This window comes from Flavobacterium sp. (assembly GCF_040383245.1).
Classification (GTDB): Bacteria; Bacteroidota; Bacteroidia; order Flavobacteriales; family Flavobacteriaceae; genus Flavobacterium.
On record NZ_JBEIDX010000005.1, the window covers coordinates 63,289 to 90,197 of the forward strand.

A 26,909-nucleotide genomic window follows, 5' to 3' on the forward strand; every position below is an offset into this window, starting at 1 on the left:
AATATTAATTGATTCCGTGGTCTTTCATTACTTTGTTTAAATTTCTCACTAAGGCAAACATTAATACCGTTGCAAAAAGCAATAAACCGAAGTTCACCCAAAAGAAATTTGCTTTGTCATCATATTGATCCCACATACTTGCTAATACTCCGGATAATTTATTTCCAATTGAAGTTGAAAGGAACCATCCACCCATCATTAAAGCAGTTATGTTTTTTGGAGATAATTTTGAAACGATTGATAATCCCATCGGACTTAGAAATAATTCACCAATTGTTATGATTCCGTAATTAGCTACCAACCACCAAACGGATACTTTTTCCATTCCGTTGTTGCCAATATGAACTGCTGCAATCATTACTAAAACGGATAATGCAGAAATTAATAAACCGAACGCAATTTTTGTTGGTGTGGAAGGTTCTTTTTTTCTACTTCTTAAATAAGTGAAAAAGGCAACTACAAGCGGCGTTAATAATATTACCCAACCCGGATTGATGGATTGACTTAAGTTGGTTGCCCAAATACTTATTTTGCTTCCTTCTGCAGGTGTTTTTTCTTTGTGAACATTTCTAAAATAAACAGGATAATCTACAACTTTTTTCACTTCTCCATTTTCTTTTTGAAGTCTAAAACTTGCGTCGTATAATTCAGTTGAATCTTTTTTGTATTCAATGTCTTTAGCTAATTTTAAATTGCTAAATACTGTTTGAGTAGTTCCGGTTATTTCTCTATCGGTATATCTGTCCGCCCAAGTTGTTAATGCTGATCCATTTAATTTGAAAACTGCCCAAAATAAAATTACAACTGCAAAGATTGAAAGCAAAGCTCCAATTGGTCTTTTTTCTTCTGGTTTTGCTTTAAAAAACAAACTTCCATAAAAGTAAATAACAGGAATACATGCAAAAATAAAAGCATCGGTACTGTCTGATCCAAAAATCGAACTATCAAGATTAAGATCGGATTGAACTCCTTTTATTAGCCAACCAATTACTCCAAAAACTACTGATGGAACTAGGATGTACATTACGATTTTTGAAAATGGCATATCGCCTTCTTGAATCCCTTTCTTTTCAGTTTTATCACCGTAGTGTTTTGTACCCAAAAGGAACACGATTACTCCAATGAACATTCCAAGACCTGCTGCCATAAATGCGTATTGCCAACCTAATAAAATTTGCAATGCTGCACCAAAGAAATTACAAATAAAAGCACCAACATTAATTCCCATATAGAAAATATTATAGCCTTCATCTTTCTTTTCTTTGTATTGGTCTTCGTTGTAGAAATTACCTAATAGTGTAGAGATATTTGGTTTGAAAAATCCATTACCAACAATTACTAATGTCATGGCTAAATAAAGCATTGGAAGACTATGAATTCCCATCATAAAATAACCGGCACCCATCATTATTCCACCTATTACAATTGATTTTTTATACCCCAAATACCTGTCTGCAACCAATCCGCCAATGAAAGGAGTTAAAAATACTAAGGCAATAAAAGTTCCATATAAATCGGCAGCTTCTTTTTCTGTCATTGCAAATCCTGCTTCGACATCTTTAAGATATAAAGTAAAAATTCCAATCATTAAATAATAACCGAAACGCTCCCACATTTCAGATAAAAACAAGTAAGGCAATGCTTTAGGATGACTTTTCCACATAATAAATTGATTTAAAAAAACAAACCTACAAGGATTCTTGTAGGTTTGAAAGATATAAAAAATATTTAATATTTATTAGGTCATCCCGTTCATCATTTTCTTTAAACGAGGAGACAAAATAGCAAGTATTACAGCAGCAATTCCACAAAGAATAACGAAAACCATAAAGAACTCGTATAAATTATGAATTTCAAAACCAGCAAATGAAGTATTTGCAATTGGCAATTGCTCTTTTTCGAAAAGCGCAACTTGATCAGGAGTTAAAGTGATTTTTTTATCCAAAACATCTTGTAAATTAATTCCTAATTTTTCAGCTTTAACAAATTTATCTCCAGTCGCCGGAATAATCGCTCCAAGTGACCCAGCTAATGCATATCCAGCCGCATTAGAGATGAAGAAAACTCCATATAAAAGCGAAGCAAAACGCTTAGGAGCTAATTTCCCCACTAATGATAAACCAATAGGAGATAAACAAAGTTCACCCATAGTTTGAATTAAATACAACAACATTAACCATTTGATTGCAAGTAACCCAGAATTTCCTAGATCTTTTACATTGTGTGCAATAATAAAATAACTAACAGCAATTAAAGCCAATCCCATTGCTTGTTTCAATGGTGAAACAGGTTCTTTACCTTTTGCTCTTAATTTATCCCAAAGTAAACTGAATGGAAGTGCTAACATCACTACAAAAAGGCCATTGAAAATTTGAACCATTGAAGGCGGCATGTTCCATCCAAAAATATTTCTATCGGTTTGATTGTCTGCTATAAAGGTTAATGAAGATCCCGCTTGTTCAAATGCAGCCCAAAAGAATATAATGAAGAAAGATACAATGTAAATAACCCAAATTCTTTGTCTCTCTACTTTGTTTTCAGCAGAACTCATAATTAAATAAGCTAATGAAATTCCAGCAGAATAAATAAATGGATAAATAATTCCTTTTATTAATTGCCCCATTTCTACAGCTGAAAATCCAAATTCACCAACTAAAATATATCTAAATATAAAAAATAAAACTACAAATAAACCAAATGCAATTCCAATTGCTTTACTTGTAAATTTAGCAGTTTGAGTTTCTCCCTCTTCAAAATCTCCAGCATCATTATTTTTTGGTAAGCCACCAATAGGTTTTCCTTCTGGTGTTACAACATATTTATCTTTTAGCATAAAGAATGTAATTGTACCAATTACCATTGCAATAGAAGCTGCCAAGAACCCCCATTTAAAGGCAAAAATATCTCTAATTCCAGTATCAGCATCTTTAACATCACCCACCCAAGGGCAAATAAATTGGCCTAAAAAAGCACCAATGTTTATTCCCATGTAAAAAATGGTGAATGCTGAATCCAATTTGCTTTTTTCTTGTTTTGGATATAAACTTCCAACCATCGAAGAAATATTTGGTTTAAAAAATCCATTTCCAAAAATGATTATAAACAATGCAATCCACATAAACATTTTTGCACTACCAATATTGGTATCAAAAGTAGAAGCACTAATAAATAATAAAAATTGCCCAATTGCCATAAGTGTACCACCAAACATAATGCTGTATCTATTTCCAATGTATTTATCAGAAATAAATCCTCCCATAAGTGGCGTTAAATAACATAAAGCCAAAAATCCTCCATATATAATTGCAGCATCTGCTTCTTTAATTAATAAAGAATTAACCATAAATAAGGTCAAAATTGCTCTCATTCCGTAGAAGTTGAACCTTTCCCACATTTCGGTTCCAAATAATACCCAAAGTCCTTTTGGATGTCCTGTTTTTACTTGTTCACTCATAATTCTTGTTTTAGTTTTTATTTAGTTAGTTTATAGTTTCTCTTTTATAAAATTCGTCATTTTGTTATACAACTGAATTCTTGTTTTTCCACCGTAAATTCCGTGGTTTTTATCTGGATAAACCGCCCAATCAAATTGTTTGTTTGCCTGTACTAATGCTTCTACAAATTGCATTGAATTTTGAAAATGCACATTATCATCGGCAGTTCCATGAATTAAAAGAAAATTACCTTTTAGTTTATCGGCAAAATTTATAGGTGAATTCGTGTCATATCCACTTGCGTTTTCTTGCGGCGTTTGCATGTAGCGCTCGGTATAAATGCTGTCATAAAAACGCCAGTTGGTAACCGGAGCTACGGCAATGGCCATTTTAAATACATCGGCCCCTTTTAATAAGCAATTACTTGCCATAAATCCTCCATAAGACCAACCAAATATTCCAATTCTAGATTTATCTACATAAGTATAACTTCCAAGAACTTTTGCAGCATCTATTTGATCTTCCACTTCGTATTTACCCAATTCTTTTTGAGTAACTTTTTTGAAGGCAGCCCCTTTAAATCCGGTTCCTCTTCCATCTACACAAACAGTAATGTATCCTTGTTGAGACAACATCATAAACCACATATCGTTGGTGTCTAACCAATGATTGGCTACTTGTTGTGATCCAGGTCCAGAGTACTGATACATAAAAACAGGATACTTTTTGTTCGCATCAAAATCTTTAGGTTTGATCATCCAAGCGTTTAATTTATGTCCTTTTTCGGTTGTTAATTCAAAATATTCTTTACCGGGAAGGTTGTATTTTTTCAATTTTTCAAGTAACGAACCATTGTCTAAAATTCCTTTCACTAGTTTACCGTCTATTGAACTATTCAAAGTATAAGTTGGCGGAGTTGTTGCCGAAGAATAGGTGTTAATGAAGAAATCAAAATTTGGACTAAAAGTTGCATTGTTGGTTCCAACTTGTTGAGATAACTTCACTTTATTTTTTCCGTTAAGTGAAATTTTATAAATGTCTCTAACGGTAGATCCGTTTTCAGTTGATTGAAAATAAACAGTTTTAGTTTTTTCGTCAAAACCATAATAAGAAGTAACTTCCCATGAACCTTTAGTTACTTGATTTTTCAACTTTCCGTTTTTGTCAAATAAATAAATGTGGTTGTAACCATCTTTTTCGGAAGTCCAAATAAAACTGTTGTCTTTCAAGAAAGTTAAGTTATCGGTTACATCAACATAAGCAGCATCTTTTTCATTCATAACCACTCTGGCAGCTCCTGAATTTCCGTCAATAAATAGCAAATCTAAATTGTCCTGATGTCTGTTCAATACCTGAGCACATAACGTATTAGCATCGTTTGTCCATTTCATTCTTGCAATATAAATATCAGAATAGTTGCCTAATGCAATATTTTTTGAAGCACCAGCCTCCATGTTGTATATATGCAGCGAAACAGTTGCGTTTTTTTCTCCAGCTTTTGGATATTTGAAAGTTTCTACTGTAGGATATAAATTCTTTTGATATATATTCATTGTAAATTCGGGAACTTCACTTTCGTCAAAACGAATGTACGCCAGTTTTTTGCTATCAGCGCTCCAGTCAAATGCTCTAACAAAAGCAAATTCTTCTTCATAAACCCAATCCGTAATTCCGTTAATGATGGAATTTTTCTTTCCATCAGTAGTTACTTGAGTAGTTTCTTTTGTAGCTATATCATATACAAAAAGATTATTTTCTCTGGCAAAAGCAATCTTTTTTCCATCAGGTGAAAAAGTAGGCTCTTGAACTCTTTCCAAAACTTTAGTTAACTCTTTGGATGTAAGGTTATAAAGATAATAATCGGCAGTAAAAGAATGACGAAAAATTGGAGTTGTAGCATTCGCAATAAGCATTTGCTTCTCATCTGAGCTAAAAGTGTAACTGTCAATTCCGTCGGCTAAACTTTTGAAGTTTTTTGTGTCAATTAGCGTACTTACTTTTTGCAAAGTAGCGTAGTCGTATAATTCAATTTGCTGACTTCTAGTAGAACGATCTGTATTAAGAACTGTGTATTGATTGCTGTTTTTTAGAGCTTGAAGTTCATCCATAGCTTTTGCACGAAAGGCACCCGTATAGATTTCTTCAATTGATATTTTTTGCTGTGCTAGTAACGAAAAACTTGTTAGAAGTAATAAAGAAAATATTTTAATTTTTTTCATAAATAAATGTATAAATAAACGACTTCAATTTTAGTGAAAATTTTTAATTAAAACTATTTTTTTACAGAAAATGCGCTATTATTTGTTTTAATATTTGTTAAAACCCATAAGTACAATAAAATGGAAACCGTATATTTGTATCCTATTGAAATTAAACCGTATTTAAATGAATAACGCCGTTTCGGGATTTTCTAAATTATCCAAAGAAGATAAAATTAACTGGATTGCAAGCACTTATTTTTCCAATCCAGATCATGCAGTCGCTACGATCAAACAATATTGGAATTCGGACAGTAAATTGCAACAACTTCACGATGAATTTATCGAAAATACCATCACTAATTTTTATTTACCCATGGGTATCGCACCTAATTTTTTAGTAAATGAAAAGTATTTTTCTATTCCAATGGTTATTGAAGAAAGTTCGGTGGTTGCTGCTGCTGCAAAATCGGCAAAATATTGGAGTTCCAGAGGTGGATTTAAAGCTTCGGTTTTAAGTTCTGAAAAAATAGGTCAGGTGCATTTTATCTATAAAGGAGATGTGAAAAAATTAGAAGATTTCTTCCAAAAAATCAAACCTAAATTTTTTGATGCAACCGAAAGCATTACCAAAAACATGCAAAAACGCGGTGGCGGAATTTTAGATATCACACTTCAAAATAAAACCCAAGAATTAGCAAATTACTTTCAACTGCATGTCACTTTTGAAACTAAAGACAGCATGGGGGCTAATTTTATTAATTCTTGTCTGGAGCAATTGGCTAAAACTTTAAAAGCTGAAGCTCAAGAAAATAGTTTTTTTACCGAAGAAGAAAAGAATCTTCAGGTGGTAATGAGCATTCTTTCTAATTATGTTCCGAATTGTATTGTTCGCGCTGAGGTTTCTTGTAAAGTAGAAGAATTAGCAGAAAAAAATATTGAAAATCCACAGGAATTTGCTGAAAAATTTGTTCAAGCCGTTGCTATTGCTGAAGTAGAGCCATATAGAGCGGTGACTCACAATAAAGGAATCATGAATGGGGTAGATGCTGTAGTGCTTGCAACAGGTAATGATTTTCGAGCTGTAGAAGCTGGAGTTCACGCTTATGCCTCTAGAAACGGAAAATATTCAAGTCTTTCTCATGCTAAAATAGAAAACGGAATCTTTACTTTTTGGATGGAAATTCCATTGGCATTGGGAACTGTTGGCGGATTGACTTCACTACACCCATTGGTAAAAATGGCATTGGAAATTTTAGGAAAACCTTCCTCTCATGAATTGATGCAATTGGTTGCGGTTACAGGATTGGCTCAAAATTTTGCTGCGTTGCGCTCCCTTACAACTACTGGAATTCAAGAAGGGCATATGAAAATGCATTTGAATAATATTTTGAATCAATTTCAAGCTACCAAAGAAGAACGAATTGCCATTACAAAACATTTTGAAAATAATACTGTTTCTCACGCATCTGTGGTGGAACTAATTGAAAATTTAAGAAAATAAAATGGCAATAAGCACTTTCTATAGCAACGGAAAATTACTAATTACAGGAGAATATGTTGTATTAGATGGAGCTAAATCATTGGCTTTGCCTACCAAATTTGGTCAAAATCTTTCCATAGAAGAAGTAGATTCCAATAAGCTTATACACTGGGTAAGTTATGATCATAATGGCAGTATTTGGTTTGAAGCGACCATTCCTTTTTCTTCAATTATTGAAAAAAAGGGTATCGATGAGGTGCATAATATTAAAAAAACTTTAATTGAAATCTTGCACGAAGCCTATAAGTTGAATTCTAATTTTATAACCGAATCTAATGGGTATAAAGTGAAAACCGAATTAACTTTTCCTAAATTTTGGGGACTAGGAACTTCCTCAACGTTAATTAATAATATCGCGCAATGGCTTAACATTGATGCGTATGAGTTACTTAAAAATAGTTTTGGTGGAAGTGGATATGATTTGGCTTGCGCCCAAAATAATTCAGCCATTATTTATCAATTAGTTGATGAGAAACCGGTTGTAGAAACTATTGCTTTTCATCCGGATTTTTCTTCCAAAATACATTTTGTTTATCTCAATAAAAAGCAAAGTAGTAAAGAGGCCATTGCCTTATACCTTGAAAAACGAGGTGAAATTGAGGATTCAATAGAAGCGATTAATCAGATTACTCAAACCGTTGCATGTACACTTGAAGTGGATGAATTTGCTAAGGCAATTCAAACGCATGAAATTGAAATGAGTATGGTTTTAGAATTGCCAACTGTGAAAGAAACATTGTTTAGCGATTTTGACGGAATTGTAAAAAGTCTTGGCGCTTGGGGAGGTGATTTCGTAATGGTTATTTCTAAAGATGATCCAACACATTATTTTAATCAGCGGGGCTATACTATTGTGGTTCCTTACGAAGAGATGATTTTATAAATAAAAAAGAGGCGGTTTCATTGAAACCGCCTCTTTGCTTTTAGTTTAAAAAAACTTATTTTTTTACAGGAGCTGCAGCAGGTTTTGGTGCAGCAGGTGTAGTTTTTTCTGTTGTTTTTGGTGCAGCAGATTGTGATGCATCAATTATTTTATTATTGTCGCTTAATGATCCAGTGAAACTTAAACTAGAAAGTAATACTAAAACAATTAAAGCTCCAGCTAATACCCAAGTACTTTTATCTAAAAAGTCGGTTGTTTTTTGTACACCACCCAATTGAGTAGAACCACCAATTGAAGAAGAAAGACCTCCACCTTTTGGGTTTTGTACCATGATAACGATGATTAGTAAAAAACAAACGATTGTTATTAATACTAAAAAGATTGAAAATGTGCTCATTACTTAATTATTATTTTGTTGTAAATTTTTAATATCTAAAATTCGGTCTGCAAAGAAACTACTTTTTTCTGGATATTTCAAAATTAATATTTCATAAGCTTGAATTGCTTTGGTATATTTTTTTTGTTCCAGGTATACTTTAGCTAAGGTTTCGGTCATTAAATAGGATTTATCCTCTTCAACCGGAATGTAATTAGATACCGGAATATCTTTATTTACTGGCGAAATTTTCGGATTGGTAGCGATAAAAGTATCAATAATTTCTGACTGTTTCTTTTTATCTAAACTTTCCTCTTTGACAGGAATTTCTTTTCTTTCTATTGGTTTAAACCTTGAAATTTGTAACCATTCTTGAAAAGAGTGTTTTTCATTAACTGTAAATTCTATTGGTTTTCCAATTTCTAATTTTTCTTCCAATTCCTCTTGAATAGGGTTCGATTGCGCAATTGAAGAAAGGATTGATTGTTCTAATGTATTGGTGTTTTCTGGTGGGTGGGTAACTTGTATAACTTCGCTTTCCACTACATCCATGTTCATTAACTCGGCTACTTTTTGATCGTAAAGTCCATTTTGAACCGTTACAAAAGAGTCCGAAGTAATGAAATCAAACAACACACTTCTATCAGTTGTAAACGCCGCGGCAACTTTTAATGCGTAATTATATTTAAAGCTATCTTGATTGTACAAATATTTCAATCGCAAAACACGAGCACTTTGAAAATAAGGAAATTCTTCCATTATTTTTTCCAAAGCCCCATTGTGACGCTCGTTTATAGCATCTGGTTTATTGATTAAATAAGTAAAATCGGTTGCGTTCAATTAATAAGAAATTTAATTTACAAATATAATCATTTACCAATTACCACTTTGCAAGTGATTCATTAAAAACATCTTGGGTGATTCTTTCAAAAATCACATCTAAAGCACTGGTTAGCGACGAACCAATTAATTGTTGGTCACCAGGATAATCATAAAAAAATGAAAATGATTTTTCAAAATTGTCAGTTTCCTTATTCTTGTTTGTAAATCGAACATTAATAGTAATCGATAATCTGTTTTCAGCTGCTTTTAAATCGGCCGTTGCAGCCATTGGAGTTATAGTGTAATTGGTAATTTCCCCATCATATGTTAAATCCCCATCAGTTCGAACCAAATTTAAATTGGTTTGATTTTGAATTAAATCTTGAAGTTTTAAAGTAAAGGTTCTATCTATTCCGGGTTGAAATAACGGCGCATTATTTTGAAAATAATTCACTTGAAATGTTTTAGCATCAATTTTTCCTGTTCCTGTAAAATTATAAATACCACAACTTGAAAAAGTTAGAGTTACTAATAGTATTGCTAAATATTTTGTTACTTTCATTTTATGAATTAAAAAGTCAAAGATATTATTTTCTAAATATCTATTAGGTTTAAATTACAAATCGTATTGTTTTATTTTTCGATATAAAGTTCTTTCAGAAATTCCAAGTTCTTCTGCAGCCAATTTTCGCTTGCCCTTATTTCGTTCTAACGATTTTTTAATCAGTTCAATTTCTTTTGCTTCCAAGCTCAAGGTTTCCTCTTCTTCAACAGTTTCTGCAAGTAAGTAATTGGTTTCATCTTCTTCATCATCAAATTCTTCTTGCAATTCGGGTTCTTTGACTAATTCAGGAGTTCTTGGTGTTTCTTCAAAAAATGTATCTTCATCTTGTTTGCCGTAAACTTTCTGAACTAAATTTGGATTAATATCTTGCACTTTAGTTCCATTTTTCATTAATTCTAAAGTCAGTTTTTTCAAATCGTTCAAATCACTTTTCATATCAAAAAGAACTTTATAAAGAATATCTCTTTCAGTAGAAAAATCACTTTCACTTTTCTTATTTCTAATAACCGTTGGTAAATGGCTGCCATCTTGAGGTAAATAGGACATTAGTGATTCCATAGAAATATCTCGTTTGGTTTCCAATACTGAAATTTGTTCAGCTACATTTCGAAGTTGTCTAATATTCCCGCTCCATCGGTAGCCAAGAAGATATTTTATAGCGGGTTCTTCAAGTTTAATTGCTGGCATTTTATATTTATGAGCAAAATCAGCCGAAAATTTTCTGAACAATAAATGAATATCATCTTTTCGATCGCGCAATGGCGGTAGAACAATGTCAACCGTGCTTAATCTGTAATATAAATCTTCTCTAAATTTCCCTTTTTCGATGGCGTCAAATAAATTAACATTCGTTGCCGCTACAATTCGAACATTAGTTTTTTGCACTAAAGAAGAACCTACTTTTATAAATTCTCCGTTTTCTAAAATACGAAGTAAACGAACTTGGGTAGTAAGCGGAAGTTCACCAACTTCATCTAAGAAAATGGTACCGCCATTGGCTACTTCAAAATAACCCTCTCTAGTTGAAGTCGCACCAGTAAAGGAGCCTTTTTCATGACCAAATAATTCGCTATCAATAGTTCCTTCTGGAATGGCACCGCAGTTTACGGCAATATATTTTCCATGCTTTCTATGAGATAGTGAATGAATAATTTTTGGAATACTTTCTTTTCCAACACCACTTTCACCAACCACCAAAACCGAAATGTCTGTAGGAGCAACTTGAATTGCTTTTTCTACAGCACGATTGAGCTTTGGATCATTTCCTATAATTTCGAATCGTTGTTTTATGTTTTGAACTGTTTCCATAAATTTAATTCATTTCTGATAGTCCAACTGCTTTACCAATTAAAGTTCCGCTGGTACAATTAGTAATAAGTACATTTACAAATTCTCCAATTTTATAATTTTCTCTAGGGAAAACTACGGTAATATTTTGTGAGTTTCTTCCAGATAAATCCGTATCCGATTTTTTAGAAGTTTTTTCTACTAATACTTCCACAGTTTGTCCAACAAATTCTTGCGTCCGCATGCCACTATGCATTCTTTGAAGATCTACTATTTCTTGTAATCGTCTAAATTTAGTTTCTTCCGGAACATCATCTTCCATTTTTCTTCCGGCTAATGTTCCCGGTCTTTCAGAATAGGCATACATATAGCCAAAACTATATTTCACATATTCCATTAAAGATAAGGTATCTTGATGATCTTGTTCAGTTTCGGTTGGAAAACCTGCAATCATATCTTGAGTGACTGAACAATTTGGAATTATACTGTGAATTTTAGCAATTAATTGTTTGTATTCTTCTCGGGTATGCAAGCGGTTCATTTCTGCTAATATTCTATTGCTTCCTGATTGAACAGGTAAATGGATGTGTTTACAAATATTAGGATATTTAGCAATTACATGCAGCACTGGCTCGTGCATATCTTGCGGATTGGAAGTTGAGAATCGAATACGCATTTTAGGGAATCCTTTGGCAACCATTTCTAATAGGTCTTCAAATTTTACCGAAGTTGCTTTTTGCATTTCAGTAGCTTTGTCGAAATCTTTTTTCAATCCGCCTCCATACCAAAGGTAACTGTCTACGTTTTGTCCTAAAAGTGTGATTTCTTTATAGCCTTTATCCCATAAATCTTGTACTTCTTGAATTATACTTTGTGGTTCTCGGCTTCTTTCTCGGCCACGAGTAAAAGGAACCACACAAAAAGTACACATATTATCACAACCTCTTGTAATAGACACAAACGCAGAAACACCATTGGTTCCTAATCTAACAGGAGCAATATCTCCATAGGTTTCTTCTCTAGATAATAATACATTTATTGCTTCACGACCTTCTTCTACTTCTGCTAGTAAATTAGGTAAATCTTTGTAAGCATCAGGGCCTACAACAAGGTCTACTATTTTTTCTTCTTCTAAAAATTTTTCTTTCAGTCGTTCTGCCATACAACCTAAAACTCCTACCTTCATTTTCGGGTTGATTCTTTTTACAGCATTATATTTTTCTAATCTTTTTCTTACAGTTTGTTCTGCCTTATCTCTTATAGAACAAGTATTAACAAGAACTAAGTCAGCATCTTCTAGTTTTTCAGTTGTATTATAACCTTCATTTAAAAGAATAGATGCTACAATTTCGCTATCAGAAAAATTCATAGCACAGCCATAACTTTCAATGTAAAGTTTTTTTGTGTTTTCTTTTTTTGTTTCTAAAAGCAAACTTTGCCCTTGTATTTTTTCATTAATTTCTTTTTCCATAAAAAATCTTCGAATTCATCGAAATGCAAAGATAATACTAAAATAGAAAATATGACAATATGACATGTAATGTTTAACATACTTTTAATTGTGTTTTATTTTGAAATAAAAAAACATTAGTCTTTCTCAAAATTCATTTTTGATTTAAAAATTTATTCAAAAACTCAAAATCTAAAAAAAACTTCTACTTTTGCCGAACAAAAAAAATATAATGGCAAAGAATTTAGTTATCGTTGAGTCCCCAGCAAAAGCAAAAACCATAGAAAAATTTCTAGGACCTGACTTTCAGGTAGAATCTAGTTTTGGTCACATTGCCGATTTGCCTTCTAAAGAAATTGGGGTGGATGTCACCAACGGATTTTTGCCTAAATATGAAGTCTCTGCCGATAAAAAAGCATTGGTAACCAAATTAAAAGGATTAGCAAAAAATGCCGAAATGGTTTGGCTGGCTTCCGATGAGGACCGTGAAGGAGAAGCAATTTCTTGGCATTTATCAGAAGAATTAAAATTAGATAAAAACAAAACCAAACGAATTGTATTTCATGAAATTACTAAGAATGCAATTCTTAAAGCAATAGATAATCCTAGAGAAATTGATTACAATTTAGTTAACGCACAACAAGCACGCCGTGTATTAGATCGATTGGTAGGATATGAATTATCACCGGTATTGTGGAGAAAAATAAAAGGCGGACTTTCGGCAGGAAGAGTACAATCAGTATCCGTTCGATTAATTGTTGAGCGCGAAAGAGAAATTCAAAATTTTATTGCAACACCTTCTTATTCGGTTGTTGCTGAATTCACAAATGAAGCGGGAAGATCATTTAAGGCTAAACTGCCAAAGAATTTTAACACCAAAAAAGAAGCCGAAGATTTTTTAAATAAAAATATTGGTTCTACCTATAAAGTTGGAGATTTAGAAACAAAACCAACTAAAAAATCACCTACAGGACCATTTACAACATCTACTTTACAACAAGAAGCTGCGCGAAAATTATATTTTCCGGTTGGAATTACAATGCAAATAGCTCAACGCCTTTATGAAGCGGGTTTAATTACCTACATGAGAACTGATAGTGTAAATCTTTCTAAAGAAGCTATGGATGCGGCTCAAGCCGAAATCATTAAGTCGTACGGAAAGGAATATTCAAACCCAAGAACTTTTGCCAACAAAAGTAAAGGGGCACAAGAAGCGCACGAAGCAATTCGCCCCACAGACATGTCAAGACACACTGTGAATATTGATAGAGATCAAGCGCGTTTGTATGATTTGATTTGGAAAAGAACTTTGGCTTCGCAAATGAGTGACGCTCAATTGGAGCGCACTAATGTTAAGATTGAAGCCAATAATCATTCGGAAGTTTTTACAGCTTCTGGAGAAGTAATAAAATTTGAAGGTTTCCTAAAAGTGTATTTAGAAGGGAATGATGAGGATGACGAAGAGCAAGAAGGCATGTTGCCAGCAATGCGAGTGAATGAAAAATTAGCAAATAATTACATCACTGCAACTGAAAGATATTCAAGACCCGCTGCTCGATTTACTGAAGCCGCGTTGGTAAAAAAATTAGAAGAATTAGGAATTGGAAGACCATCAACTTATGCGCCAACTATTTCAACAATTATCAATAGAAATTATGTTGAAAAAGGAAATCTAGATGGGCAAGAGCGAAAATACACACAATTGACTTTGCAATCCAATTCTGTTTCTGAAAAAATATTAAAAGAAAACACTGGGTCTGATAAAGGGAAGTTAGTTCCAACCGATATTGGATTTATTGTAACCGACTTTTTGGTTAAAAATTTTGAAGCAATTTTAGATTATAATTTCACGGCAAAAGTGGAACAAGATTTTGACGAAATTGCCGAAGGAAATATCAATTGGACTAAAATGATGCAGGAGTTTTATGATAAATTCCACCCAAATGTAAAAGATGTTGAGGCCAATGCCGATAGAGAAAGTGGGGAAAGAATCTTAGGAAAACATCCAGAATCGGGTAAAACGGTTTTAGTAAGATTAGGAAAATTCGGTGCAATGGCACAGATTGGAGATAGTGACGATAAAGATAAGAAATTTGCTAGTTTACGAGCGGAACAAAATATAGGAACCATTACCTTGGAGGAGGCATTGAATTTATTTTTATTGCCAAAAGCTTTAGGAACTTATAAAGGGGAAGAAGTTGAGGTAAGTTTAGGTCGATTTGGTCCTTTTGTTCGATTTGGAAAAGCTTTTATTTCGTTACCAAAAGGCGAAGAGCCATTAGATGTAACTCTAGAAAGAGCCCAAGAATTAATTGACGAAAAAGCACAAGCTGATGCTCCAATAGCGGTATATAAAGGAGAAGGCGTTCAAAAAGGAACTGGAAGATTTGGTCCATTTATTAAATGGAATGGCATCTTTATTAATGTTTCTAGAAAATATAATTTTGATAATCTTTCTCAAAGCGATATTGAAGAGTTAATTGAAGATAAAATTCAAAAAAACATCGACAAAGTTATCCATGATTGGAAAGAAGAAGGCATCGTTGTAGAAAAAGCGCGATGGGGACGTTCGGTAATTTTGAAGGGAAAAATCAAAATTGAATTAAATAAAGATGTTGATGCATCCAAATTAACTTTGGAACAAGTTCAAGAAATGATTGCTAAAAAAACTCCTGCTAAAAAGCCGGCAGCAAAAAAAGCAGCTTCAAAAAAGAAATAAAAACACCTTATTTACTTTAATTAGTTAGTAAGGAAAAATCAAGAATAGTATGGAATTCGATTTTCTTTCCCCAGTAGAAACTAATTTGATAATCGATATAAAACGATTGTCGTCTCAGCATTTGTCTAATAAAGTGGTTTTTCATACTCAAGAGGATTTCCCCGACATTTCTAAAATTAAAATAGCAATTATTGGCGTGCCTGATCATAGAGGAGCTTCCTCGTTAAATAACGAATGCGATCTTTCTTTAGTTCGTTTAAATTTATATAGTCTTTTCCCTGGAAATTGGAGTAGAACAATTGCAGATCTAGGAGATATTTTACCTGGAAATTCTCCTGAAGACACTTATTTTGCATTGCAAAAAGTAGTTTCTAAATTATTAAAAAATGGTGTTATTCCAATAATTATTGGTGGCTCACAAGATTTGACTTACGCTTTATATAGATGTTATGATGAATTAGAACAAATGGTAAACTTAGTTTCTATTGATTCGAAATTTGATTTAGGAAAGCAGGATGAGTCAGTGCTAGCCGAATCTTATTTGTCTAAAATAATAATTGAAGAGCCAAATAATCTATTTAATTATAGTAATATAGGTTTTCAAACCTATTATAATTCGCAAGAAGAAATAGATTTAATTGAGAAACTATTTTTTGATGCCTATCGACTGGGAGAAATATGCAATTCAATAGCAATAGCGGAACCTGTATTTAGAGATGCAGATTTAGTAAGTTTGGATTTGACTTGTGTTAAATCTTCTGATTCTGGAAATTTTACAAATTTTCAACCAAATGGATTTAATGGTAAAGAGATTTGTGCACTTGCTAGATATGCTGGTATTAGCGATAGGGTTTCTTGTTTTGGGGTGTTTAATCATCAAGCAAGCAAGCAAGAAATGGCTCTAATCGCACAAATTATTTGGTATTTTATAGAAGGTGTTCATTACCGTTCTAACGAATATCCTTTTGGAAGTAAAGATAACTATACCAAGTATACTGTGCCTACGAAAGAAGAAGATGTAGTGTTTTATAAAAGTGATAAAACAGATAGATGGTGGATTGAAATTCCATTTTTTGCAAATGTTAACAATAAACTAAAAAAGAATTCGTTATTACCATGTTCACACGATGATTATTTGGCTGCTTGCAACGAAGAATTACCTGAAAGATGGTGGAAAGCTCAAAGAAAAAGCATAATTTAATTTGATTATTTGAAATAATTTCAATTAAAATTAAAAGTGTTGATTTTCTATACATTAGATTAAAATTTAGAATGATAATTTTGTTTATTAACTTATTTTTGATAAAAAATTGAAATTTTAAGAAACAAATAATTGTTTTTTTGAAAAAAAATAGATAGGTTTACGGCCTTTAAATAAGAATACATATTTAACCAAATTTATATGAAGAAGTTCATTGCACTTGCATCAGTTATTACCCTATTAGTAAGCTGTGGAAAGTCTAACGACAAAGGAGAATTAGTTGGAGTAAAAGGAAAAAAATGGCATCCAGAAAAACCTTTTGGCATGGCATTAGTTCCTGGTGGTGCTTATATTATGGGTAAATCAGATGATGATTTAGCTAATGTACAAGATGCGCCTGCTAAAACTGTTACAGTTAGATCCTTTTATATGGATGAAACAGAAATAACTAACAGTGAATACCGTCAATTCGTAGAATGGGTAAAGGATTCTATTATTAGAGTTCGTTTGGCTATTCTAGCTGATGAAACAGGTGCTAAGCCAGGAAGCGGAAAAGGTGGAGGTAAAAGTGGAAAATCAAATGGAAGTATTGGAGATTTTGCTTTTAATGATCAAGATCCAGCAAAAATGACACCCTACGATAAATACATGTATGAAAATTATTATAGCGTTGGAACTGCTGATGATCCTTACGCTGGAAGAAAATTAAACCGTAAGATTAAATTAATTAAAGAAACAAAACAATATCCAGATGAGTTCTACACAGAAGTTATGGATACAATGTATCTTCCTGTTTCAGAATCTTTCAATGGATTAAGAACTATTGATGTAAATAAATTACAGTTTCACTATTCTTGGATGGATATTCAAGCGGCTGCTAAAGCTAAAGTAGGTAAAAGAAGTAAATTTATCAAAACAGAAAATACTAAAATTTATCCGGATACAACAGTATGGATTAAAGATTTTGCTTATTCATACAACGAGCCAATGCACAATGATTATTTTTGGCACCAAGCCTATGGAGATTACCCTGTAGTAGGTGTTAGTTGGAAACAAGCAAAAGCATTTTGTGCATGGAGAACTTTAAACAAAAATATTTATATCAAGCAAAAGAAAGGTAGAGATAAAGTAAATACTTTCCGTTTGCCTACTGAAGCTGAGTGGGAATATGCGGCTCGTGGTGGCCTTCAATCTGGTAATTACCCATGGGGAGGACCTTACACCAAAAATGATAGAGGTTGTTATTTAGCAAACTTTAAACCAAGTAGAGGAGATTATGCAGCAGATAATGCTTTGTATACTTTAGAAGCAAAATCGTTTCAGCCAAATGGATATAACTTATATAATATGGCAGGAAATGTGTCAGAATGGACAGAGTCATCTTACGATTCTAACGCATATGAATTCGTTTCAACAATGAATCCAAATGTTTCGGACGCAACTAACAAACGTAAAGTAGTTCGTGGTGGATCTTGGAAAGATGTTTCTTATTTCCTTCAAGTAGGAACAAGAGATTTTGAATACCAAGATACTGCAAGAAGCTATATTGGTTTCAGAACTGTTCAAGATTACATGGGAACACAAACCACAGGAAAAAAATAACCTAAATAAATTTGTATATCAAATAACTTAAATAAATTAAACTTAACTAACTAAAAATTATTATTACTATGGGATTATTACCAAAAAGAGTTATGGAATTCACCTACGGAATGGGTGCGGCAGTCGTTATTGTTGGAGCATTATTTAAAATTCAACACTGGCCAGGTGCAAGTGAATTTCTTATTGTAGGATTATTAACAGAAGCTGCAATTTTTGCTTTATCAGCTTTTGAAACATCCGCAGATGATATAGATTGGTCATTAGTATATCCTGAATTAGCTGGTGGGCAAGCAAAAGAAAAAACAAAAAAAGAAGATGCTGATGGATTGCTTTCAAAAAAATTAGATGCAATGCTTAAAGAAGCTAAAATTGATGGTGAATTAATGTCTAGCTTAGGTAATAGCATAAAAAACTTTGAAGGTGCGGCAAAATCTATTTCTCCTTCTGTTGATGCAATGGCAGGTCAAAAGAAATATGCCGAAGAAATGAGTAAAGCTGCTGCTCAAATGGAAGCATTAAATGGTTTATACCAAATGCAAATGCAAAGTGCTGAAAGAAATGCTCAAATCAACAACGAAGTTGCTGAAAATAACATGAAATTAAAAGATCAAATGCAATCGTTAACTTCTAACTTATCTACATTAAATAATGTATATGGTGGAATGCTTTCTGCAATGAACTCTAAAGGATAATTAGTTTAAAAACTAAATTTATTATTAAACAAAATTTTAAACAAACTAATTAGAAAAAATGGCAGGAGGAAAACTAACCCCTAGACAGAAGATGATTAACCTGATGTATCTGGTTTTCATCGCTATGTTGGCATTAAACATGTCAAAAGAAGTATTATCGGCGTTTGGATTAATGAATGAAAAATTTGACACCGCTAATATCGCTTCCAAAGCAAACAATGAAAAATTATTGTCTTTAATAGACCAAAAAGGTGCTGAAAATCCAGGTCTTTATGGTCCAGCAAAAAATGCTGCAGATAAAATCAGATCAGTTTCTAAAGACTTTTATGAGTATATTGAAACTTTAAAAGCAGATGCCAAATTTGGTGTTGAATTAGATGAAGAAACTGGAAAACTTCCATACGAAGCTATGGATAAAGGACCTCATATAGATGAAACTTGGTTTGAAGGTGATGGATATTCTGCTAAAGGAAATGAAATTATTTCAAAAATTAACAAGTATGTAGCTGATATGAAAGTTGCTGCTTCTAGTGAACCTAGTTTAGCTAAAAAATTAATCCCTATTGTTAAAGATGTAGAATCTAAATTTAACACTCTAGATGTTAAAGATGGTGAAGGTGTAACTAAAAAATATCTTTCTTATCACTTTGAGCATTTCCCAGCAATTGCTTCTTTAGCAAAATTAACTGCTTGGCAAAATGACATAAAAAAAGCGGAGTTTGATAGTTATAGCAGTTTACTTGGAGGTGCTGCTGTTGAAGCTGCTTCTATGAAAAATTATACTGCATTAGTAGTATTAGAAAAAAGCGCTTATTTTCAGGGTGAAGCGGTTAAAGGAAAAGTGGTTTTAGGAAGATATGATGAAAATACAAAACCAACTTCTTTCCAAGGTCCTGGTAAAATTGAAAACGGTCAAGCTGTAATTTCAATGACTGCAGGTTCTATTGGAGAGCAAAACATTAACGGTCAATTTACCTTTATGGAAGATGGAAAATCAGTTCCATTGAAATTTGAAGGAAAATATGTTGTAATTCCTCGTCCAAATTCAGCTAATATATCGGCTGATAAAATGAACGTAGTTTACAGAGGTTTACCTAACCCAATGACAATCTCATTTGCAGGTATTGGTGACAACAACGTTACTGCTTCGGCTCCCGGTTTAACTAAAGCAGGTGCAAACGGAAAATATAACCTAAACCCTGGTGCTGGAGAAGAAGTAACTGTATCTGTAACTGGAAAAATGTCTGACGGTAAAAGTGTAGCAGATAAAAAAACATTCAGAATCAAAGGTATTCCTGCTCCTCAAGCTGCAATTGGAGGAACCACTGGTAGCCAAAAAGGTGCTAAAACTCGTTTACAATCTTCGCAAATTACGGCTGTTCTTCCTGATTTCTTATACGATTTGAAATTCCAAGTAACTCAATTTGTATTGAAAGTTCCTGGACAAGCTTCTATTGTTGTAAATGGAGACAGAGTAAATGCTCAGTGTGTTGCTGCTTTAGCTAGAGCAACTAAAGGAGATCAAATTACAATTTCTGATGTTAAAACTAAGATTATTGGTGATGGCGCAGGAATTCAGACAAAAACTGCAGCTCCTGCAATTTTTGAAATACAATAAAAATTTAAGTAGGTCGTTATAAACCTAACTTAGAGTAATTAGAATAATTATTATGAAATTGAAAAACTTAATACTAGCGGTAGTTGTTGTAGCTGGAAGCTTTGCTTCAAATGCACAATCTAACTTATTAAATGCAAAAACTCCAGCAGAGATTGGCAAAAAAACTGCTGCTCAATTGGAGTCAGAAAATGATAAGCCACTTCCATATGGATATGTGCATGACAGAGATGTATTAATGGGTAAAACTACTTGGGAGTATGTTGATCTTGATGAAAGAATTAATTTTCCTATGTACTATCCTGTAGATACTGCATTTGTTGGTAAAGATCGTAGATCACTATTTCAAGTTTTATTAAACAACATCAAATCTGGTAAAATTACCGAGGTTTATGGGGATGATTATTTTAATTCAAAAAAAACATTAAAAGATATGGAGTCGGTTTTTAAATATACTGACACTGTTCCTGCTGGTATTGATGAATATAATACAGATATTGAAGGTTATAAATCTGGAAAAAAAGTATTAGATAAACAATATATCAATGTTACAGAACTAGCCGCTTCAGATGTAAATGGATACAGAATAAAAGGGTTTTGGTATTTTGACAAGCGTCAAAGTGAATTAAAATATAGATTACTTGCTATTTGTCCTGTAGCTGTTGAAGCGCGTGATAAAGCAAAAGGTAACACAGAAACAATTGATTTATTTTGGGTATATTATCCATCAGTTCGAGATGTACTTCATGATTCCAAAGCTTTTAATAATCGAAATTCTGCAATGCCAATTACTTTTGATCAATTGTTAAATTCTCGCCATTTCAATGGGGTGATTTACAAAGAAGAAAATGTATATGGTGATAGAGAAATTCAAGATTACATGAAAGATAATGCTCAAATGCAATTATTAGAGTCAGAAAGAGTGAAAGATAAAATTCGCGATTTCGAGCAAGATATGTGGACTTATTAATATAATTTCATAGCTTATTAAAAACTCTTACCTTTGGTAAGAGTTTTTTTATACTCTAAATTTTCTAAAATTATTTTAATGCTTGACTATATTATTGTTGGATCTGGATTGGCAGGTATTGCTTTTTCTGAAGTGGCTTTGCAACAGGGCAAATCTATTTTAGTCCTTAATAATGATTCTCAAAATTCAACTAAAATTGCTGGAGGGCTTTATAATCCTGTAATATTAAAGCGCTTTAGTGAAGTTTGGCAAGCAGGTAAGCAGTTGGATTTATTATATGAATTTTATGCATCTTTAGAATCCAAACTAAATGTCAAGTTAGATTATAATTTACCCTTGCTAAGAAAATTTCATTCTGTAGAAGAGCAAAATAATTGGTTCACCGCATCAGACAAACCCAATCTTTCCCGCTTTCTTTCAACTAAATTAATTACAATCAAATACAATTCTATTGTTTCTCCCTATAATTTTGGTGAGGTTTTAGATTCCGGTTATGTAGATACCGCTTTGTTGCAAGAAGCCTATCAAGACTATTTAATTTCGATGAAGTTATTTCGAAATGAAACATTTGACCATTCATTATTAGAAGTGCAAAAGGACTTTATTATCTATAAAGATCTTAAAGCTAAAAACATTGTCTTTTCTGAAGGATTTGGAATGCTTTCTAATCCATTTTTTTCTATGTTGCCACTAGATGGAACAAAAGGCGAATTATTACTTATTAAAGCGCCAAATTTAAATTTGGATGTAATTGTAAAGTCGTCCATATTTATTATCCCCGCTGGGGGAGATTTATATAAAGTTGGAGCAACCTACAATTGGGAAGATAAAACCAATATACCTACTGAAGCTGCCAAACAAGAATTGGTTTCAGAATTGAAAGAATTAATAGATTGCGATTTTGAAATTATAGAGCATTATGCAGGAGTTCGGCCTACCGTTAAAGACCGAAGACCTTTAGTAGGAACGCATCCCTTATATAATAATGTACATGTTTTGAATGGCTTAGGAACACGCGGAGTAATGCTTGCACCAGCAATGGCTAAAAGCTTATTCAATCATATTGAAAACAACATTCCTTTAGATAAGAATATCGATATTCGCAGAATTAAGAATTTTGTTTCCAGTTTTTATCAAAGCTAATAAACATATTAATGTAAATGTTACGAGCTAATCTTGCTGTAACAGGCATTAATGCAATTAATCCAACTCCAATTCCAATAAAGGTTGTTTTTATAGGCAAGCCTAAGATCACATTTAAGGTAACAAAAATCGCTACTCCAATTGCCACGGTAACTCCATAACTCACATACATAGCCCCATAAAAAAAGGAAGGTTCAATCATGTATTTAGTTTCGCAATGGCTACACGTGTCGTGCATTTTATAAATACTGCTCAATTTGTATGGATTTTTTTCACAATACATACTTTCTTCATGACATTTAGGACAAGTTCCTGTTAAAATGCTATATAATTTGGATCCTTTTTTTAACATTTGCAAAAATTTTCTACAAAGGTACTCTTTGCAAGAGTTTTTAATGTAACAATTGTAACAAATATTATGCTAAATATCCATAATTTATCGGTTTCCTTTGGGGGCTCTTTTTTATTTGAAGAAGTAACTTTTCGATTAGGATCGGGAGATCGAGTTGGTCTTGTAGGGAAAAATGGTGCAGGAAAATCTACCATGCTTAAAATATTGGCAGGTGATTTTAAATCCGATTCAGGTCAAATTGCAACCGAAAAAGAAGTTAAAATTGGATTTTTAAGACAGGATATTGATTTTGAACACGGAAGAACCGTTTTAGAAGAAGCCTACGAAGCATTCACCGAAATTAAATTGGTAGAGAAAAAACTCGAAGAAGTAAACCATTTACTGGTAACACGAACCGATTATGAAAGTGAAGAATACGGACAAATAATAGAAGATTTATCCGATTATACGCACCGTTTTGAATTATTAGGAGGTTACAATTATGTTGGAGAAACCGAAAAAATACTTTTAGGATTAGGATTCAAACGGGAAGTTTTTAATGATCAAACAGACACTTTTTCGGGAGGGTGGCGCATGCGTATTGAATTAGCTAAATTGTTGCTTCAGTCAAACGACATATTGCTTCTTGATGAGCCTACCAACCACTTGGACATCGAAAGTATAATTTGGTTGGAGAGTTTCCTTAGAAATTTTCCAGGTGTGGTGGTAATTGTATCGCACGATAAAATGTTTTTGGATAATGTTACCAATAGAACCATTGAAATTTCGCTAGGAAAAGCATACGATTTTAATAAACCGTATTCAGAATATTTAGAATTAAGACACGAAATTAGAGAGAAGCAATTGGCTACTCAAAAAAATCAAGCGAAAAAAATTGAGGAAACCGAAAAGTTAATTGAAAAATTTAGAGCCAAAGCTTCTAAAGCTTCAATGGCACAATCCCTGATCAAAAAATTAGATAAGGTGGAACGTATTGAAGTGGATGAAGACGATAATTCGGTGATGAATATCTCTTTTCCGGTTTCTAAAGTTCCAGGAAAAGTGGTTATTGAAGCCGAAAATGTAACCAAAGCTTACAGTGAAAAAGTAATTCTTAAAGATATTTCTTTACTGGTGGAACGCGGAAGTAAGATTGCATTTGTTGGACAAAACGGCCAAGGTAAATCTACTTTTATTAAAGCCATTGTAAACGAATTCGAATTTGGCGGAACTATAAAAATGGGGCATAACGTTCAAGTTGGTTATTTTGCTCAAAATCAAGCCGAATATTTAGATGGAGAAATTACCCTTTTGGAAACCATGGAAAATGCAGCTACAGATACCAATCGATCTAAAGTTAGAGACATGTTGGGTTCTTTCTTATTTCGTGGAGACGATGTAGAAAAGAAGGTAAAAGTATTATCGGGTGGGGAACGAAATCGTTTGGCTTTGTGTAAATTATTGTTGCAACCCATTAACGTTTTAGTGATGGATGAGCCTACAAATCACTTGGATATTAAGTCTAAAAATGTATTGAAAGCCGCACTTCAAAAATACGAAGGAACACTTTTATTGGTTTCTCACGATAGGGATTTTCTTCAAGGCATGTCGAATATTGTTTATGAATTTAAGGATCAAAAAATAAAAGAATATTTAGGAGATATTAATTTTTTCTTGGAGCAGCGTAATTTGGAAAACATGCGTGAAGTAGAGAAAAAAGATACCATTAAAAAAGAAATACCTAAAGAAACTAATAAGATTTCCTACGAAGACCAAAAGAAAAGTAAGTCACTTCATAATAGATTAAGCAAGATTGAAAGTCAAATCAAGCAATTAGAAATTAACATTCAAAACGACGATAAAGCTTTAGAATCTAATTACGATAAGCATATTGAAGACGCTTCTTTCTTCACAGCTTACAATAAAAAGAAATCAGATTTGGATAAACTTTTAGATGATTGGGAGGAAGTGCAAGGGGAGCTTGACGCTATGAATTCCTAAATTTATTTAAACGGATTTCGTTCTTGCCATTCGGTTTTCGGTTCCAAATAATTGAAAATTGTTTTAGTACATCGATCAATTAATTTGGTTTCATGCTTAATGAAACCAAATACTTCAACCGGTTTTGCACCCACAGAACTTTTTATTTCAAGCGCTGTTCTTGCAAAAACAATTTCATGAAATCCTTTGTTTATCGAATAAGCTATCATATCATACAGCATATTTAAATAAAGCAATTTTTCTTTTTGAATAGATTCATCATAGCCTAAAAAATAGGTGTCCATTGCAGCACCATTTTTTATTAAAGTGTTAAAACCAATTAGTTTGTTATCAATAAAGTAACCATAAAAAAGAAATTTATCCTTTAGGATTTCCTTAAATACTCTGAAGTGATTTTTGGCTAGGAAAAAAGTGTTGAACGGGGCGTTTTGTGCTACATGAAAATACAATTCATATATTTCATCTTCAAGTGCAATAATTTCCTGAAGATTTAATTTTCTCTTTTCGATTCCTTCTGCCTTTTTTCGTGCTCTTTTGTATTGATCTCTATATTTTTTTGACAAGGCATCAATGTAATCTTGTTCTGTTTTCCAATTTTCTAATATTGTGAAAACCATATTTGGTTGGGTAGAAAATTGAAAATATTCTTTATTTAGTTCTTTTTCAAATGCTACTATATCAGTATTTTCATAGTCTTTTAATGAGGTGATATGTACTTTTTTTCCTGAAGATTGTATATTAGCTTTCAACTCATTCATGGCATTTAATAAACCTAAAGCTATGTCTTTCTTATCTATCCCTTCAGAAAAAGCAAAAGCATTTTGTCCAGTTAGCATGTTGTTTCCAATAAGTAATACATGAGAACAAAAGTTTTTAAAAATAAAATTTCGAACACTTGATTTTACGCATTTATCGCGATCTCCAAAAGATTTTAATAGATTAAGATTTAAAAATTGAGAAAGTGCAATTCCAACTAAATTATCTTCAATATAAAAACCAATAAAAAAACAACTCATATTGTTAGGAGCTGATTTTTCTAAAACTGCTAAATATTCTTTTGATAAAAAAATATTATTTACAGCCAATGAGTTCCAGTTTTCTGGAAGTTTGCTAACTTTGGAATAAAAAGTAAATTGTATTTTAGAATTCAAAGGTTCAATATATTTTCCAAATTTAGTTTATTTGGAACAGATATAGTAAAATAGTATTTTAGTTTTTTAACTTAATTTTCTTATTATGAAAAAAAATTCCAATATAGAAATTCAAGAAGCTATGAAAACCCTTAATAACTGGATTTTATATGAAGACAAAATTAAAAAACAATTCCAATTTAAGGATTTCAGTGAAGCTATAGCTTTTATTGTTCGAATTGGAATTTTAGCTGAAAAACAAAATCACCATCCCGAATTACATAATGTTTATAATAAAGTAACAATTGAATTAACCACTCATGATGCAGGTGGTTTATCGGATAAAGATTTTTTGCTTGCAAGATCAATTGATGCCATTTCATAAAAAATCGCTCTACAAAAATAGAACGATTCTAGTATTTTGGTTAATTAATAATTACATCCATTGGCAGATAATTCCGCCCATAAGCATACAAGTGATAGCCCAATAACCACCAGCGATAAGAGTATATTTAAAACTTCTTCTTTCAAATAATGCTCCAACTCCAATTACAGGTAAACAGAAAAATAAACCAGTCATAAATCCGTGTAAAGCACCGTGTTTAAAAGTTCTGAAGTTAGTACCATAATCAGCCATAAAAGCGCTGTAAGATGGAAGTGCTTTTGCTTCATCACCACCAATCATTCCTAGTGCTCCACTTTGATGAATTACCAAAAATTGCATTACAAATGAAATTAAGAAAGCATAAATGTAGGCTGCCAACATGGTTTTAACAATTGTAGCTGTGTTTGGTTTTTCTTCTGAAACTCCAGCTTCTTTCATCCAAATGGTTCCAAATACTTTAGGATTATACCAAATAAAACCAACAAATAATGATGAAAATGCAGATAGCAATAAAACAGAAAGTGTGTGCATGATTTAATAGTTTAAAGTTAGTAATTCAAAT

General features: G+C 32.5%; 22 protein-coding genes. 11 read left to right on the plus strand and 11 right to left on the minus strand.

The window, feature by feature from the left end:
• Positions 1–4 precede the first annotated feature (4 nt).
• From ABWO08_RS03800 to ABWO08_RS03810, 3 genes are all read right to left on the minus strand, one after another.
• Positions 5–1,663, minus strand: a complete 1,659-nt coding sequence (locus tag ABWO08_RS03800) for a peptide MFS transporter (protein ID WP_353083728.1) — start codon at positions 1,661–1,663, stop codon at positions 5–7.
• 75 nt (positions 1,664–1,738) lie between these two features.
• The gene (locus tag ABWO08_RS03805; RefSeq protein ID WP_353083729.1) at positions 1,739–3,454 is read right to left on the minus strand and encodes a peptide MFS transporter; all 1,716 of its coding nucleotides are present in this window, start codon (positions 3,452–3,454) and stop codon (positions 1,739–1,741) included.
• Positions 3,455–3,484: 30 nt separating this feature from the next.
• Positions 3,485–5,653, minus strand: coding sequence for a S9 family peptidase (locus tag ABWO08_RS03810; protein WP_353083730.1), 2,169 nt, complete (start codon positions 5,651–5,653; stop codon positions 3,485–3,487).
• A gap of 166 nt (positions 5,654–5,819) precedes the next feature.
• On the opposite strand from ABWO08_RS03810, the gene ABWO08_RS03815 reads away from it, so the two are divergent.
• Positions 5,820–7,136, plus strand: coding sequence for a hydroxymethylglutaryl-CoA reductase, degradative (locus tag ABWO08_RS03815; protein WP_353083731.1), 1,317 nt, complete (start codon positions 5,820–5,822; stop codon positions 7,134–7,136).
• A gap of 1 nt (position 7,137) precedes the next feature.
• On the plus strand, positions 7,138–8,058 hold the full coding sequence (locus ABWO08_RS03820) for a GYDIA family GHMP kinase (RefSeq protein ID WP_353083732.1): 921 nt from the start codon (positions 7,138–7,140) through the stop codon (positions 8,056–8,058).
• A gap of 55 nt (positions 8,059–8,113) precedes the next feature.
• Here ABWO08_RS03820 and secG read toward each other — a convergent pair whose 3' ends face one another.
• The 5 genes from secG to miaB are packed head-to-tail and all read right to left on the minus strand — an operon-like array spanning position 8,114 to position 12,579.
• Positions 8,114–8,455, minus strand: a complete 342-nt coding sequence (secG, locus tag ABWO08_RS03825; RefSeq protein ID WP_353083733.1) for a preprotein translocase subunit SecG — start codon at positions 8,453–8,455, stop codon at positions 8,114–8,116.
• Between the two features lie 3 nt (positions 8,456–8,458).
• On the minus strand, positions 8,459–9,274 hold the full coding sequence (locus ABWO08_RS03830) for a tetratricopeptide repeat protein (RefSeq protein WP_353083734.1): 816 nt from the start codon (positions 9,272–9,274) through the stop codon (positions 8,459–8,461).
• Between the two features lie 40 nt (positions 9,275–9,314).
• Positions 9,315–9,818 carry an LptE family protein gene (locus ABWO08_RS03835; protein ID WP_353083735.1) on the minus strand — a complete coding sequence of 168 codons (504 nt, stop codon included), beginning with the start codon at positions 9,816–9,818 and terminating at the stop codon, positions 9,315–9,317.
• A gap of 54 nt (positions 9,819–9,872) precedes the next feature.
• Positions 9,873–11,129, minus strand: a complete 1,257-nt coding sequence (locus ABWO08_RS03840; protein WP_353083736.1) for a sigma-54 interaction domain-containing protein — start codon at positions 11,127–11,129, stop codon at positions 9,873–9,875.
• A gap of 4 nt (positions 11,130–11,133) precedes the next feature.
• Entirely contained in the window at positions 11,134–12,579 is a 1,446-nt protein-coding gene (miaB, locus tag ABWO08_RS03845; protein ID WP_353083737.1) for a tRNA (N6-isopentenyl adenosine(37)-C2)-methylthiotransferase MiaB, read from the minus strand.
• Between the two features lie 211 nt (positions 12,580–12,790).
• Between miaB and topA the strand changes: the two genes are divergently transcribed.
• The 7 genes from topA to ABWO08_RS03880 all read left to right on the plus strand — a co-directional run bounded on the left by topA (position 12,791) and on the right by ABWO08_RS03880 (position 22,500).
• Positions 12,791–15,277: a type I DNA topoisomerase gene (gene topA, locus ABWO08_RS03850; RefSeq protein ID WP_353083738.1), complete on the plus strand. Its 2,487-nt coding sequence runs from the start codon at positions 12,791–12,793 to the stop codon at positions 15,275–15,277.
• A 49-nt stretch (positions 15,278–15,326) separates the two neighbouring features.
• The gene (locus ABWO08_RS03855; RefSeq protein WP_353083739.1) at positions 15,327–16,478 is read left to right on the plus strand and encodes a formimidoylglutamase; all 1,152 of its coding nucleotides are present in this window, start codon (positions 15,327–15,329) and stop codon (positions 16,476–16,478) included.
• Positions 16,479–16,679: 201 nt separating this feature from the next.
• A complete protein-coding gene (porK, locus tag ABWO08_RS03860) occupies positions 16,680–18,080 on the plus strand; it encodes a T9SS ring complex lipoprotein PorK/GldK (RefSeq protein ID WP_353083740.1) in 1,401 nt (466 codons plus the stop codon).
• 68 nt (positions 18,081–18,148) lie between these two features.
• Positions 18,149–18,772, plus strand: a complete 624-nt coding sequence (gene porL / locus ABWO08_RS03865; RefSeq protein WP_353083741.1) for a type IX secretion system motor protein PorL/GldL — start codon at positions 18,149–18,151, stop codon at positions 18,770–18,772.
• A gap of 58 nt (positions 18,773–18,830) precedes the next feature.
• Positions 18,831–20,390, plus strand: coding sequence for a type IX secretion system motor protein PorM/GldM (gene porM / locus ABWO08_RS03870; RefSeq protein WP_353083742.1), 1,560 nt, complete (start codon positions 18,831–18,833; stop codon positions 20,388–20,390).
• A gap of 52 nt (positions 20,391–20,442) precedes the next feature.
• Positions 20,443–21,357: a type IX secretion system ring subunit PorN/GldN gene (porN, locus tag ABWO08_RS03875; RefSeq protein WP_353083743.1), complete on the plus strand. Its 915-nt coding sequence runs from the start codon at positions 20,443–20,445 to the stop codon at positions 21,355–21,357.
• A 78-nt stretch (positions 21,358–21,435) separates the two neighbouring features.
• On the plus strand, positions 21,436–22,500 hold the full coding sequence (locus tag ABWO08_RS03880) for an NAD(P)/FAD-dependent oxidoreductase (RefSeq protein WP_353083744.1): 1,065 nt from the start codon (positions 21,436–21,438) through the stop codon (positions 22,498–22,500).
• On the opposite strand, the gene ABWO08_RS03885 is transcribed toward ABWO08_RS03880, so the two are convergent.
• Positions 22,466–22,852 carry a DUF983 domain-containing protein gene (locus tag ABWO08_RS03885; protein WP_353083745.1) on the minus strand — a complete coding sequence of 129 codons (387 nt, stop codon included), beginning with the start codon at positions 22,850–22,852 and terminating at the stop codon, positions 22,466–22,468. The genes ABWO08_RS03880 and ABWO08_RS03885 overlap by 35 nt on opposite strands.
• 66 nt (positions 22,853–22,918) lie before the next feature.
• Here ABWO08_RS03885 and ABWO08_RS03890 point away from each other — a divergent pair, with 66 nt between their 5' ends.
• On the plus strand, positions 22,919–24,832 hold the full coding sequence (locus ABWO08_RS03890) for an ABC-F family ATP-binding cassette domain-containing protein (protein WP_353083746.1): 1,914 nt from the start codon (positions 22,919–22,921) through the stop codon (positions 24,830–24,832).
• A 2-nt stretch (positions 24,833–24,834) separates the two neighbouring features.
• On the opposite strand, the gene ABWO08_RS03895 is transcribed toward ABWO08_RS03890, so the two are convergent.
• Positions 24,835–25,983, minus strand: coding sequence for a GNAT family N-acetyltransferase (locus ABWO08_RS03895; protein WP_353083747.1), 1,149 nt, complete (start codon positions 25,981–25,983; stop codon positions 24,835–24,837).
• Between the two features lie 85 nt (positions 25,984–26,068).
• Between ABWO08_RS03895 and ABWO08_RS03900 the strand changes: the two genes are divergently transcribed.
• Positions 26,069–26,347 carry a 4a-hydroxytetrahydrobiopterin dehydratase gene (locus ABWO08_RS03900; RefSeq protein WP_353083748.1) on the plus strand — a complete coding sequence of 93 codons (279 nt, stop codon included), beginning with the start codon at positions 26,069–26,071 and terminating at the stop codon, positions 26,345–26,347.
• A 51-nt stretch (positions 26,348–26,398) separates the two neighbouring features.
• Here the strand turns inward: ABWO08_RS03900 and ABWO08_RS03905 are convergent, their stop codons facing one another.
• A complete protein-coding gene (locus ABWO08_RS03905) occupies positions 26,399–26,878 on the minus strand; it encodes a DUF1761 domain-containing protein (protein ID WP_353083749.1) in 480 nt (159 codons plus the stop codon).
• Positions 26,879–26,909: the final 31 nt, after the last annotated feature.